Origin of the sequence: Pseudomonas sp. JL2, assembly GCF_031570495.1 — a bacterium.
Taxonomy (GTDB): Bacteria; Pseudomonadota; Gammaproteobacteria; order Pseudomonadales; family Pseudomonadaceae; genus Aquipseudomonas; species Aquipseudomonas rhizophila.
The window spans coordinates 22,088-35,265 of sequence record NZ_JAKUDH010000026.1 but is presented as its reverse complement, the minus strand read 5'-3'; the positions used below and the strand labels follow the sequence as shown (position 1 = coordinate 35,265).

At 57.3% G+C, this 13,178-nt stretch carries 11 protein-coding genes; 9 read left to right on the top strand and 2 right to left on the bottom strand.

Features of this window, described 5'->3' with window-relative positions; translation table 11 throughout:
* Positions 1–41 precede the first annotated feature (41 nt).
* Both folE and MKS85_RS24895 read left to right on the top strand, forming a co-directional pair.
* A complete protein-coding gene (gene folE, locus MKS85_RS24900; RefSeq protein WP_003204506.1) occupies positions 42–587 on the top strand; it encodes a GTP cyclohydrolase I FolE in 546 nt (181 codons plus the stop codon).
* 104 nt (positions 588–691) lie between these two features.
* On the top strand, positions 692–1,063 hold the full coding sequence (locus MKS85_RS24895) for a glutathione S-transferase N-terminal domain-containing protein (RefSeq protein ID WP_047229660.1): 372 nt from the start codon (positions 692–694) through the stop codon (positions 1,061–1,063).
* A gap of 143 nt (positions 1,064–1,206) precedes the next feature.
* Here the strand turns inward: MKS85_RS24895 and MKS85_RS24890 are convergent, their stop codons facing one another.
* A complete protein-coding gene (locus tag MKS85_RS24890; protein WP_188252402.1) occupies positions 1,207–2,373 on the bottom strand; it encodes a PLP-dependent aminotransferase family protein in 1,167 nt (388 codons plus the stop codon).
* An 83-nt stretch (positions 2,374–2,456) separates the two neighbouring features.
* Here MKS85_RS24890 and MKS85_RS24885 point away from each other — a divergent pair, with 83 nt between their 5' ends.
* From MKS85_RS24885 to MKS85_RS24865, 5 genes are all read left to right on the top strand, one after another.
* Positions 2,457–2,888 (top strand): MarR family transcriptional regulator, encoded by a 432-nt coding sequence (locus MKS85_RS24885; protein ID WP_310663155.1) that lies wholly within the window; start codon positions 2,457–2,459, stop codon positions 2,886–2,888.
* Between the two features lie 345 nt (positions 2,889–3,233).
* A complete protein-coding gene (locus tag MKS85_RS24880; protein WP_076383799.1) occupies positions 3,234–4,583 on the top strand; it encodes an NCS2 family permease in 1,350 nt (449 codons plus the stop codon).
* A 63-nt stretch (positions 4,584–4,646) separates the two neighbouring features.
* On the top strand, positions 4,647–5,276 hold the full coding sequence (locus tag MKS85_RS24875) for a LysE family translocator (protein WP_047229631.1): 630 nt from the start codon (positions 4,647–4,649) through the stop codon (positions 5,274–5,276).
* 138 nt (positions 5,277–5,414) lie between these two features.
* The gene (locus MKS85_RS24870) at positions 5,415–9,131 is read left to right on the top strand and encodes a calcium-binding protein (RefSeq protein ID WP_188252400.1); all 3,717 of its coding nucleotides are present in this window, start codon (positions 5,415–5,417) and stop codon (positions 9,129–9,131) included.
* A 266-nt stretch (positions 9,132–9,397) separates the two neighbouring features.
* Positions 9,398–10,804, top strand: coding sequence for a hypothetical protein (locus MKS85_RS24865; protein WP_188252399.1), 1,407 nt, complete (start codon positions 9,398–9,400; stop codon positions 10,802–10,804).
* 97 nt (positions 10,805–10,901) lie between these two features.
* Here the strand turns inward: MKS85_RS24865 and uraH are convergent, their stop codons facing one another.
* Positions 10,902–11,255 (bottom strand): hydroxyisourate hydrolase, encoded by a 354-nt coding sequence (gene uraH / locus MKS85_RS24860; RefSeq protein ID WP_188252398.1) that lies wholly within the window; start codon positions 11,253–11,255, stop codon positions 10,902–10,904.
* Positions 11,256–11,667: 412 nt separating this feature from the next.
* Here uraH and puuE point away from each other — a divergent pair, with 412 nt between their 5' ends.
* Together puuE and uraD are read left to right on the top strand one after the other, a co-directional pair.
* On the top strand, positions 11,668–12,609 hold the full coding sequence (gene puuE, locus MKS85_RS24855) for an allantoinase PuuE (RefSeq protein WP_076383794.1): 942 nt from the start codon (positions 11,668–11,670) through the stop codon (positions 12,607–12,609).
* Positions 12,606–13,121: a 2-oxo-4-hydroxy-4-carboxy-5-ureidoimidazoline decarboxylase gene (gene uraD, locus MKS85_RS24850; protein WP_047229635.1), complete on the top strand. Its 516-nt coding sequence runs from the start codon at positions 12,606–12,608 to the stop codon at positions 13,119–13,121. Before puuE ends, uraD begins: the two co-directional genes overlap by 4 nt.
* Positions 13,122–13,178: the final 57 nt, after the last annotated feature.

Here is a 13,178-nt window from a genome sequence, read left to right as displayed (position 1 = left end):
CCGTACCCTTGCCCTTTGCGTAAAATCCCACAGGTAGTTTCATGTCTCTGGAACAGAATTACACCGCGATTCTCGGCCAACTGGGCGAGGACGTTTCCCGCGAGGGCCTGCTCGACACGCCCAAGCGCGCTGCCAAGGCCATGCAGTACCTCTGCCGCGGTTACGAACAGACCCTCGAAGAAGTCACCAACGGTGCCTTGTTCAGCTCCGACAACAGCGAAATGGTGCTGGTCAAGGACATCGAGTTGTACTCGCTGTGCGAGCACCATTTGCTGCCCTTCATCGGCAAGGCCCATGTGGCCTACATTCCGAGTGGCAAGGTGCTGGGGCTTTCGAAAGTCGCACGCATCGTCGACATGTACGCACGTCGCCTGCAGATCCAGGAAAACCTCAGCCGCCAGATCGCCGACGCGGTCCAGCAGGTGACCGGTGCCCTGGGCGTGGCGGTGGTGATCGAAGCCAAGCACATGTGCATGATGATGCGCGGTGTGGAAAAGCAGAACTCTTCGATGATCACCTCGGTGATGCTCGGCGAGTTCCGCGAAAACGCCGCGACCCGCAGCGAGTTCCTCAGCCTGATCAAGTAACCCCCCGCATGAAAAAAACCGGCATTGATCGCCGGTTTTTTTTCGCCCGTGAAAAATCAGGTAAGCTGCGCGCCCTCTTCTTCCCTGTCGTGAGGCTTAATACCGTGATCGTCAAAGCGCTGCGAGTTGGCCTGGGCCAGCTGATTATTTTCATCGACTTCATCACCCGCCCCGGCAAGAAGCAACGTCCGGCCGAAGCCCAGGCGCAAGTCAATCAGGCCGCCCGCAGCCTGACGCTCTATCAGTTCCACGCCTGCCCGTTCTGCGTGAAGACCCGCCGCACCCTGCACCGCCTCAACGTGCCGGTGGCCTTGCGGGATGCAAAAAACAACGAGCAGGATCGCCAGACGCTGCTGGAGCAAGGCGGCAAGATCAAAGTACCGTGCCTGCGCATCGAAGAGAACGGCGAAACCACCTGGATGTATGAGTCCAAGGTGATCATTGATTATCTGGATAAGCGGTTTGCGGCAGTCTGATAGTTTTACGGTGTATTTGCGGGCCCTATCGCGAGCAGGCTCGCTCCCACAATGGAACTGTGGATAACTGGGTTTTGTGATCGACTCTGAACCCTGTGGGAGCGAGCCTGCTCGCGATGGGGCCAGTCCAGTCACCACATAAGTCAGGCTGCTTTTACCGCCAAAGCCTCCCGCACCACCCCCGCCAACCGCTTAAGCCCCTCATCCAGCCGCGCCGGGTCGATGTGGCTGAAGTTCAACCGCAGGTGCCCCGGATGCTTGTCCGGCTCGGGAAAGAACGGCTCTCCCGGCATGAACGCGACGTCGGCAGCCAGCGCGGCGTCGAGCAAGGTGCGGGTGTCCAGCGGTTGCTTGAGGGTCAGCCAGAAAAACAGCCCGCCCTGAGGCACGTTCCAATGCGCGATATCGGAAAAATGTGTTTGCAGCGCCGCCTGGAACCGGTCGCGACGATCCCGGTAAAAATCCCTCAACTCGCTCAAATGGCTTTGGTACTGCTCGGTGTCGATCCATTGCAATGCCTGCCACTGACCGATGCGATTGGTGTGCAGGTCCGCCGACTGCTTGAGCCGCAGCAGGTGTGGGAACAGATCCTGGCTGGCGATCAGGTAACCCACACGTAGCCCGGGCAATAGGGTTTTCGACACAGTGCCGGTGTAGATCCAGCTGGCTTTCTTCAAGCGACTGACAATCGGCGTGGCGCTGCCGCCGTCGAAGGTCAGCTCGCGGTAGGGCTCGTCTTCCACCAGGGTCACGCCAAACTCATCCAGCAGCGCCGCCACGGCATCGCGCTTGGTCTCGCTGTAGCGCACCGCCGAAGGGTTCTGGAAGGTGGGAATCAGGTAGATGAACGCGGGGCGATGCTGTTCCAACCGGGCTCGCAACTGTTTCAGATCAGGCCCATCGGCCTCCAGGGGCACCGTGATGCAGTCGGCGCCAAACAGCTGGAAAATCTGCAACGCGGCCAGGTAGGTCGGCGCTTCCAGCATGACTTGAGTGCCGACATCGATGTGCAGCTTGGCCGCCAGGTCGAGGGTTTGCTGGGAGCCGCTGACCACCAGCACCTGACTGGCTTCACACGCCAGGCCCAATGACCGCGCCTGTGCCGCCAGGGCTTCGCGCAAGGCCGGTTCACCTTCGCTCATGCCGTATTGGCCCATGGACACCGGCATGGCCGCCCATTCGACTTTCGGCAGCATGGCTTCGGCCGGCAGGCCACCGGCGAACGACATCACTTCAGGACGCTGCGCGGCGGCGAGGATTTCTCGAATCAAAGAACTTTTGAGGCGCGAAACACGTTCGGAAAAAGCCATAGGGGGTCACCTGTAGCGGGTCACTGAAAAAATGAGTCAAACTAGTTGACCGAAATTACTCCGACCTCTCTGGATACGTCAATATGCTTGACCTTAAAAACCCGGCCTCCCAGCAATTGGCTATGGAAGCGTTCTTCTTCGGTTACCAGGCGTTTACCGCCAAGGCCGATGAAATGCTTGAGCGTCGCGGGCTGAGCCGGGTGCATCAGCGCATCGTTTTTTTTATCGCCCGCTACCCATCCCTGAGCGTGAAGGAATTGCTGACGCTGCTTGGCGTGAGCAAACAGGCGTTGAACATGCCGTTGCGGCAGTTGATGGAAATGCACCTGGTGAACAGCGTCGCGTCCGAGACGGACAAGCGTAAGCGGCTGCTGGAACTGACGGCCGAGGGCGAGCGCTTCGAACAGGCGTTGCGTCGCGAGCAGGTGAAATTGCTGGAGCGGGTGTTTGCCGAGGCTGGGGAGGAGGCGGTGGATGGGTGGTTGGCGATGAATCTGGCACTGGGCAAGGCCTAGGCTCAGATTGGCTTTGCCTGGACTGGCGCTATCGCGAGCAAGCTCGCTCCCACAGTGGGAGTGTGGTGAGCACATAATTTGTGTTTGACGGCGTTCCCCTGTGGGAGCGAGCTTGCTCGCGATAGCGCCCGCATGGGCGATATATCCCTATCGCCAGACATTTCGTCGACAACACAGAAAACATTATTTGCTTTATTTGTATACAAAAGCATAATTCGCTTCGTGCGAGTTCTTGACCATAAGGTCAAAAAACCTCGCCTGCCTTACCTGCCTCAAAGCAACGCCGCCACCCTCAGGGGGCGGGCGTGCTGGAAATAACAATAAAACTCTTGAGGAGTACTCGCTGTGGAAAGCCGCAAACCCGAAGCCCGGACGCTGGACCTCTCGCCGCCACTACGCACTGGCTGGCTGGAGCGCATCTTCAAACTCAGCTTGCATGGCACCACGGTGAAGACCGAGCTGATTGCCGGTCTGACGACCTTCATCACCATGGCCTACATCATTTTCGTCAACCCCAACATCATGGCCGACGCCGGCATTGATCACGGCGCCGCATTCGTCGCGACCTGCATCGCCGCCGCCCTGGGTTGCCTGTTGATGGGCCTGTACGCCAACTGGCCAGTGGGCCTGGCACCGGGCATGGGCCTGAACGCGTTTTTCACCTACACCGTGGTCGGCACCATGGGCTACAACTGGGAAACCGCATTGGGCGCGGTGTTTGTTTCCGGGGTGCTATTCATGTTCCTGACCCTGTCGCGGGTGCGTGAGTGGCTGCTCAACAGCATTCCGGTGAGCCTGCGTTATGCCATGGGTGCGGGAGTCGGGTTGTTCCTCGGACTAATCGGCCTGAAGACCGCCGGCATCGTCGTGGACAGCCCCGCTACCCTGATCAAGCTCGGCTCCCTGCACGAGCCCGGCCCGTTACTGGCTGCGGTGTGTTTCCTGATGATCGCCGTGCTCAGCTATCACCGCGTGTTCGGCGCGATCCTGATCAGCATCATCGCCGTGACCCTGGCCGGTTGGGGCCTGGGACTGGTGCAATACAACGGGGTCATGTCGACGCCTCCGAGCCTGGCGCCCACCTGGATGGCGATGGATGTGGTCGGCGTATTCAACGTCAGCATGATCAGCGTAGTGCTGGCCTTCCTGTTCGTGCACATGTTCGACACCGCCGGCACCCTGATGGGCGTTGCCCAGCGTGCCGGGCTGGTCAAACCTGATGGCAAGATCGAGAACCTGTCCAAGGCCTTGAAAGCCGACAGCGCCTCTAGCGTGTTCGGCGCCATGGTCGGCGTGCCGCCGGTAACCAGCTACGTGGAAAGCGCCGCCGGTGTCGCGGCGGGTGGCCGCACAGGGCTTACCGCCGTGACGGTCGGTGTGCTATTTATTGCCGCGATGTTCTTCGCACCCCTGGCCGGGATGATCCCCGCCTACGCTACCGCGGGTGCCTTGATCTATGTCGCCATGCTGATGATGGGGGGCATGGCCCACATCGAATGGGACGAAGCGACCGACAGCATCCCGGCCATCGTCACGGCCATCATGATGCCCCTGACCTTTTCGGTCGCCGACGGTATTGCGCTGGGCTTCATCACCTATGTGGTGCTTAAGGCCGGCACGGGTAAACACAAGGAAATTTCTGTCAGTCTGTGGGTGCTCTGCGCGATCTTCATCGCCAAGTTCATCTTCTTGTAGGCACGGGATTATTCATCAGCCTCACCCCGTCGGGTGAGGCGTTCTTGCATCAGGAGCAAAGCAATGAATCTGGAAACCTGGCTGTTGTTCAGCGGCGCCGCTCTGGTGGTGATCCTCATCCCCGGCCCACTGTCGCTGCTGATGATCGGCAACAGCCTGAACTATGGCCTGCGCCGTTCGTATCCGGCGTTCCTGGGTGGCGTGATCGCCTCGATTTGCCTGCTGAGCGCATCGGCGCTGGGGCTCGGTGCATTGTTGTTGGCGTCAGAGCAACTGTTCAGCGCCCTAAAGATGGTCGGCGCGTTGTATCTGTTTTACCTGGCCTGGCAGAGCTGGCAGCAATCGCGCCAGCCGTCCCAGGGTGCCGAAGTGCCCCAGGCCGCCGCCATCCCGCGCTTTCGCGCCCTGTTCGGCCGGGCATTCGTGCTGGGTGCCAGCAACCCCAAGGACATTCTGTTCTTCGCCGCTTTCCTGCCGCAGTTCTTGAGCGCCGAACAACCGTTCCTGCCGCAACTGCTGATCATGATCGCCACCTGGACCGTTCTTGACCTGCTCTGCAAGCTGGCTTACGGCCTCGGCGCCCACGGCGCGGCGCGGTATCTGCGAACGGGTAAAGGCCAGAGCTGGTTCAACCGCATCAGTGCAGGACTCTTTGGCGGTGCGGGCGCGGCCTCGTTGATGTCCACTCACTGAGTCCCTGATTTTGCGAAACAGCCTCATCTTTTACTCGAGGCTTTCGCAAAACGTAGAAACAACCCATCGATATACACCCCGCCAGGAAGCATCTTACATATAGGGCCGCTCAATCATCGTTGAACAAGGACGTTCACAATGGCCCAGATTTTCCAGCACGGCCCGGTGCCCGACGACTATGCCGTAGTCATTACCGACTTAGGCGTGCCTACAAATAAGCACACCATCGAAACACTCGATTTCAAGACTGCCGATGGGACGCAGCTGAGTTCGGAGCACAAACATAGACAAGCCCAACTCGAAATCGTCGATAAACTTTACGGCCCGCTGCACATCGGTTCCGTGACTGTCACCCGTTCAGCCCTGGATGCGTTAGGCGCAACCACCGATGGACAGCCGCTGAACGGCGACAATACTTTTTTCCGCAGCCTCAATCGTTTTTTCGTGAACTCGTTACAGTTCAACGCAAACAATATTGAAACACGGCTCAAACTGACCGCCGACGCCAACGACTATCGGCTGCCCACGTTGCTGTTTGAAATGGCGAGCCAGCGCTCACCCGCCGCGCCCCCATTATTGAGGCAAACGCCTGAAACACAGGCCGAACCTGCCAGCCATCGGAGAACACTGGAAAAACTCCTGAAATCGGCCCAAAGACTCGATATACAAGGGCTTAGTCATAGAGCATTCAGTTGGGCAAATACAACCAAGAGCAATATCCTCATCCCTACAGGGCTTGGACTTCAGGCCTTCGGAATCTATAGCGGTCTGCGCGGCCTGCAAGACGCCATCCGTAACAAGGACTCCTACCAGACCATTTTCAATGGGACCAGCGTGGCCGCCGAAGTCGCTTCAATCGGTGTCGAAGCTGCGGTGACCAGACAAGCCTCTCAGATGATCAGGGCCGGCCAACGTTCCCTTGAGGACTTTGCCAAAACGACCTTTGCCACGCGCCTCGCCCGTGGAAGTGGGCTGATTGCCAGCGTCCTGACACTTCCTTTCGATATCATCGCCGCGGTTGATTCTTTCAAGGCGGCTGCCCACGCCACTGGCAAAGAAGCCACCGATCACTATGTCAGCGCAGCCTTGAGCGTCACCAGCGCCGCGATGACCTTAACCATTGGCATAGCGGCGCTGGCGGGATTTGGTTCAGCCGGTCCTGCGGGCCTTGCCGCCGGACTTATCCTGGTGGTTGGCTCACAAATCTGGGGCGCGGTTCGTCAAGTCGATGACATCGACGACTACATAGAACTCACCGTACACGAGCGTCTGCGCACTGGTTGGTTGGCCTTCTGGGCAATGGGCCCTGATAAAGATATCCAGGATCGCTACACCATCGCCAAGGCTACCGCCGAACATACAAAGCTGCTGCAGGCCAATGCCTCGCACTTGCTCAAAGGCCCACTGAAAGACAGCACTGAGGCAATCGTAAACGGTACATTCACCGTGGAGCTTGAACCGGTGCCCTACAACACTTGGAACTGGTGGACCGGTGCCAGGTACCGGGCGACGACAGTCCGTCCGAAGATCAAAGACAACGACGACCGGATCGATGCGCGTAAAGGCGTTACGGCTCAGACGCCCGGCGCAGTCATTGAAACGTCGGCCGAACATAAAGCTATCCATTGGTACATCGGCGGCGGCAACGACATCGTTGAAGGCGTCGAAAACAAGCCAAACGTCTTTCACTACGGGGCGGGCGTTAAAAAACTGACCGGGGGCACAAAAGACGACGTGTTTATCTTTGAAGGCTCCACGGAAACCCTCAGTGAAACGTCAGCAAATAACCTGGTGGGTGGCTTGGGCAACGACACCGTGGTGTTGTCGGGCCGTAGCAGCAGTCATCAGGAGCCGCGTCTGGGTTACCAGGTCGACCTGGACGCCGGGCAAGTGTCCATCATCACTCAAAAAAGTCATGACACGCAGAGCAAGCCTCATCGCCATGCGGACCTTGAAAGCATTGAAAACGTAGAAATTCCCGAGGGCGGTGCCAACATCATCAAGGGGACAGCCGGCCCAAACATCATCAGGTCCCGCGGCAACGATTCAATCGACGCCGGCGCGGGAGATGACCGAATTTTCATTCTCAATGGAAATAACCGCAACGCAGACGGCGGACCGGGTGAAGATATCTATGCCATCGCTCATAAACCCGGCCACGTTTCCATCACCGAAAATGGTGTGGACAATAGCGTCATCGCGCTGGACTGGAGAGCTGACCTGATTGAAAGCTGGCGAATTGAAGACGGTCATCTGGTCATTACTTCATGCTTTGATGCAAGCGACCGGGAGTTGCGCAAAGTCACCATCAGGGAAGTCTATGAAGACTCTGCTTTTCCAAGAGCCTTACAAAACAACAGACTGACGTTCATCACCCAGGATGGCTACCATTTGGTGCCCGACCTGCCCGATACGATCGAATCCAGCAGCCCGCTCGACATTGAAACAGTTGTGGTGCAGCCAGGCACACCCCGCAACCCGGCTATCCTGCCTGATCGAAGCGAGCAGCCGATCAGCCATGACAAAGACACCAGCTACTATGTTTCACATCTCAATGAACTGACCACACTCAAGGTCAAACACAAAAGCGAATTTTCCACCACCCTTCATCTGGACTACGCCAACGCCGAGCTGACCCGTATCGAGGCCTACTACAAGGCTCATGTCACTCAGAAAGATGAAGGGGACAGCATCAAATATGGCGAATGCGGCCTGACCTTGCACTTTGGTGTTCGCCAAGTCGTACTGAAAAATCTGGCAAGTTCCGATGAGCGCTATAGCGCGCAAAACGCAAAAACCGGTCGGCGTGCATTTTCCGCCCTCGGTTCGCATCATACTTTTATCCTCACCCTGAACGACGGCTCGTCGTACCGCGTGGTCCAACCCTCGCCCGACTATGGCCTGTTGCTGGACGAAACATTCATAGGTAAAGATCCGGTGGAATGGAAAACAGACGTTCCATTGCCATTGACGCCTACCAAAAAGAAATACGCCTATCTACAACCCTTGGACAAAAAACCTTATTACATGCGCAGCTGGGCAACCTGCGCCCTGCTGACATCGCCCACGGAACAAACGGGTATCGAAGTCCTGATTGGCGAAGGCGCCACCTACCTTGTTCACCTGAGCCCGAACATGACGCTACGCCTGTCCACGCCAGGTGCATTGGCCGGCGCCAATCCTCGGTTACCCCGTGCTTCCCTATGGGAGTTGGATGCCACGCGCCTGGGCCAAGTCGAGATAAAACTGTCCTCCAACCTGCTGCAAATAGGTGGAACGACCATCCATCTTCCCGTCTATGAAGCTGAAGACCTTGTCGACCCGATACGAGTCATCACTGCACAAGGCGTTGTTCATGCTGTCGACAGCCTGTTTGAGCGGGTTTATGTAGAAGCGCTTGATGGCCGGTATTTTGCCCCGCTCACCGACCCCAACATCCCATTGCCCAGCGAACTGTCGAGCCTGACATCCGAAGAACTGAAGGTTCTTCACGTTGCTGTCAAAGATGGGTCTCCCGGCACACTGAGCTACAACCTCAGAACCCGTAAATGGATCCTTGACACCGATAAGTCCCGAGTCATTGAGGCGGCGAACCTGAAAAAAACAGACCTGTGTGACCACGCCCTCAAGATCTATCAGGATCTGGCCCGCGAGGGGCTCAATCAGACGCCGCCCCTGGGTGATGACACACTTCGCCTGTTGCGGGAAAAGTGCGTGGAGCTGATAGAAAGCTTCACTTTGGACAACTCAGTGATGTTTGCGCGGGCGTTAGCGCTGAGCGCGGTCTTCGGCATAAGGCTCTCGCAATTGAGCTGGTTCCTCTCATTGGCTGAGGCGTCTCCCGAACCTACCTGACCTTGAAGAACGTCTTCGACGGTTTCTTTCACACGCCATACATATGTAGTGCACCTGTCTGCTGGTTTTCCACGAACATCCTGGAACCCAGGGCCTGTCAGCCTCCGGCTCTACGACAGGCCATTAGCTTGATACCTACTTGAATCATCAATATTCAAACTCAAGAGCAGACATTTTCAATGAGTCCAAGACGAAACACCCGACCCACGCTTACAAAGTCGTCCCCTGATACGCCTCACTCCAGTCGCGATACGTCACTGGACACAATGCTCGGCAATCCCCTGAGAGGCGCAGAAACCGATCAGGCGTCCGGCTCGCCAACCGGACGCCAAACTGAAGCGACTGAATCACAGCGCCCGACCGTTCAGGTATCCGAAATCGCATCCGCGACAGCCATCAGTGATGGCTCCCTGTCGGTATCGCTGGACAATTATTACCTTTCACCCGAGCTGGTGCCCCTGTTATCGGAGCCGGACGCAACCTCTGGGATCCGAACGTTCAAGACACGCACCTACGTTGAGCTTGCAGAGGGAGGGACGGTGCTGCTTGGACGCGATTCCGAACAGAACTACAGAGCCCGATCAGGCACTGAACTTGTTGCCTCCGGACCACGCCTGGAACAAGTGGAGGGCAGCCTTCTATGGCGTCCAACTGCGCACCGCGACGTGACGCACCACAGTGATTCCAATCTCCCGCCTACACGGGCATTCAGGAAAAACTGGGGGGTTGACCCAAGATTCACGCTGTCCGAATTGATCACCATAAACAATGTTCACTATAAGGTGGTGACACGTACCGACGCGCGAGAATCCCCGATCACCTACATTCAGTCACCCGCTCATCCCATCTATGATTTTGACTTGCTGGAAGCCACCCTCAGGCATATGCCTGACGAGCAACCCCGAGGCGCAATACAAGTTCCGCCGGACAACCATTGGGAAATTGACGCCAGGCTACCCTTTGAAAAAACACTGACGGCCTACGTCAGGGATTTTTTTCCAGAAGTCACGACCGTCACCCTGGAAAATATCGCAAGAAGGCAATTTGAACTCAGCAATGATTCGCCGTTCGCCGACTCTGCGGGTTTGACCGCACTCCGGCAGATTTACAGCAGTTGGGAAAACGCGACCCACTCGCCACATCCGCAATGGTCCGATCCACTGTTGATGCTTCCGATTCTTCCAACCTCTTCGGCGTCCCGAGGCGCTGCCCGCTCGATAGCCTTGCCTAACCCCTTCTCAACAGGAATATTGAATCGGTTGGATTTTGATCCCCTGCGGTTCCAGCGACAGTGGCTTCTTTATCTGACGTCGTACTCGCCAGTGGAATTCAAACGCTTTATGGCCGCCCTTCTGACGCGTAATGGCTATACAGTCATTGAGCCCAACTCTTTCAACAGTTTTCCCGCTTTGGTATTTCGCCGCACAGGGCATGACTATGTATTTTTCATGAGCCTGCACCGCACCAGAATTCCGAAGATTTCCCTCCCCATGTATATGGATCCCAAGACAGCCGAGCTGCGCCTGGAAACCCAGGTTGGCGGAGTCGCTGCGAAAGCCGTCAACGATGCCCACAGTGCCAATAAAATCATCTGGCTCAAGGGCGGTACTGAAATCCGTCCCGGCGTTGCAGACACGATTTTTATCATCCGGGATGACAATTCCAGGCTGTAAATACACGGCTCAAAAAAAAGCCCGCAGTGTGAGCGGGCGAAAAACCAAAGAAGCTACATGCGCAGTCGCTTCCAGGACAAGGCAACTGCTTGGGGGATCAGCTGCCTCGATACGTTGAGTAAGCGTAGGGCGAAATCAGCAGGGGCACGTGGTAATGCTCCTGCTCGGCCGAAATGCCGAAGCGCAGCACCACCACATCCAGGAACGCCGGCTCGGACAGCTGGATGCCACGGGCACGGTAGTAATCGCCGGCATGGAATTGAATCTGATAGACGCCGCTACGGTAGTCATCCCCTTGCAACAACGGTGCATCGCAACGGCCGTCGCTGTTGGTCAGCGCGCTGGCGAGCAATTGCAGTTGCGTACCTTCGACGCGGTACAGCTCGACTTTGATCGAGCTGCCCGGGCAGCCGTGCGCGGCATCCAAAACGTGAGTAGTCAAACGTCCCATTGATTGTGCGCGCCTCGCTGCAAGCAGTCCGGCCCGACGCCTCCTGAATCAGTTGAAAGACAGGCCGCACCGTTTCGGAGCACGAAACGCTGCGGCGATGAGCGAATTAAGACACTTTAAATAAAAATTGTACACAATAAAAAACAGAAATTTATCGCCTGCCATATTCGAGAAGGGTTCAGACCCGATCAGTAATAAAACCAACAGACACACAGGATTGTCATACCTTAGCTGACCAAATGGGCAGGTTTCTTGCAGTGTAGACACGCCAGAGGCAGCTGTGAAAAATGCAAAAAATCAGGCTTACAAAGTGCGCATAAAGTTGTATACAATCAACCCATCGCTGTGACGCCAGCCTGTGATTCATCGCCCAGGCGCCACCTACATGGTTCGAACAAGAAGGAAAACTGCAGTGAGCGCTGACTACCCACGCGACCTGATCGGTTACGGCAGTAACCCTCCCCATCCTCAGTGGCCGGGCAACGCCCGCATCGCCCTGTCCTTCGTGCTCAACTACGAGGAAGGCGGCGAGCGTAACGTGCTGCATGGCGACAAGGAGTCCGAAGCGTTTCTCTCGGAAATGGTTTCGGCGCAACCGCTGCAGGGCGAGCGCAACATGAGCATGGAATCGCTCTACGAATATGGCAGCCGCGCCGGTGTCTGGCGGATCCTCAAGCTGTTCAAGGAATTCGATATTCCGCTGACGATCTTCGCGGTGGCCATGGCTGCCCAGCGCCACCCGGATGTGATCCGTGCCATGGTCGCCGCCGGTCACGAGATCTGCAGCCATGGCTATCGCTGGATCGACTATCAATACATGGATGAAGCCCAGGAACGCGAGCACATGCTCGAAGCGATCCGTATCCTCACCGAAATCACCGGCGAACGTCCGTTGGGCTGGTACACCGGCCGCACAGGCCCCAACACCCGCCGGCTGGTCATGGAAGAAGGCGGTTTTCTCTATGACAGCGACACCTACGACGACGACCTGCCCTACTGGGAACCGAACACCCCCACCGGCAAGCCGCACCTGGTGATTCCGTACACCCTGGACACCAACGACATGCGCTTCACCCAGGTCCAGGGTTTCAACAAGGGCGACGATTTTTTCCAATACCTCAAGGATGCCTTCGACGTGCTGTATGCCGAAGGCAGCGAGGCGCCGAAGATGCTTTCCATCGGCCTGCACTGCCGCCTGATCGGCCGTCCTGCCCGTCTCGCGGCCCTCAAGCGGTTTCTTGAATACGCCAAGGGTCATGAGCAGGTCTGGTTCAGCCGTCGCGTCGACATCGCCCGCCACTGGCAGCAGACCCACCCACATCCGGGCGCTTTGAAATCAGGGGCTTCGAAATGACCGCATTCCAGACCCTCAAGCCTTCGACCTTGAGCCGCGAAGCGTTCGTCAAAGCCTTCGCCGACATCTACGAACATTCGCCATGGGTGGCCGAAAAGGCTTTCGACCTGGGCCAGGACCCATCGATCGACCAGATCGAAACCCTGCACCAGCGCATGAGCGACATCCTGCTGTGCGCCGATCACGCCAGCCAACTGGCGCTGATCAACGCACACCCGGACCTGGCCGGTAAAGCCGCCGTCCAGGGCCAACTGACCGAGGCCAGTACCAACGAACAGGCTGGCGCCGGTATTCACCAATGCTCGAGCGATGAGTTCCAACGCTTCACCGAGCTGAACGAGGCCTACAAAGCCAAGTTCAAGTTTCCCTTCATCATGGCGGTAAAAGGCAGCAACCGGCATCAGATCCTCGCGGCGTTCGAAACGCGCATTCACCACTCGGCAGATACCGAGTTCAAATGCGCGCTGGCAGAGATCAACAAGATCGCGTTGTTCCGATTACTGACTCTTTAGCAAGCAGCCCTGAGGCCCAGGCCCCTGCAAGCATCCCCAGCCAACTTATTAAAGGCA

Coding starts and splice junctions, on each gene's coding strand:
- folE (WP_003204506.1), top strand. CDS start 42: ATGTCTCTGGAACAGAATTACACCGCGATTCTCGGCCAACTGGGCGAG.
- MKS85_RS24890 (WP_188252402.1), bottom strand. CDS start 2,373: ATGGCTTTTTCCGAACGTGTTTCGCGCCTCAAAAGTTCTTTGATTCGA.
- MKS85_RS24885 (WP_310663155.1), top strand. CDS start 2,457: ATGCTTGACCTTAAAAACCCGGCCTCCCAGCAATTGGCTATGGAAGCG.
- MKS85_RS24875 (WP_047229631.1), top strand. CDS start 4,647: ATGAATCTGGAAACCTGGCTGTTGTTCAGCGGCGCCGCTCTGGTGGTG.
- MKS85_RS24870 (WP_188252400.1), top strand. CDS start 5,415: ATGGCCCAGATTTTCCAGCACGGCCCGGTGCCCGACGACTATGCCGTA.
- MKS85_RS24865 (WP_188252399.1), top strand. CDS start 9,398: ATGCTCGGCAATCCCCTGAGAGGCGCAGAAACCGATCAGGCGTCCGGC.
- uraH (WP_188252398.1), bottom strand. CDS start 11,255: ATGGGACGTTTGACTACTCACGTTTTGGATGCCGCGCACGGCTGCCCG.
- uraD (WP_047229635.1), top strand. CDS start 12,606: ATGACCGCATTCCAGACCCTCAAGCCTTCGACCTTGAGCCGCGAAGCG.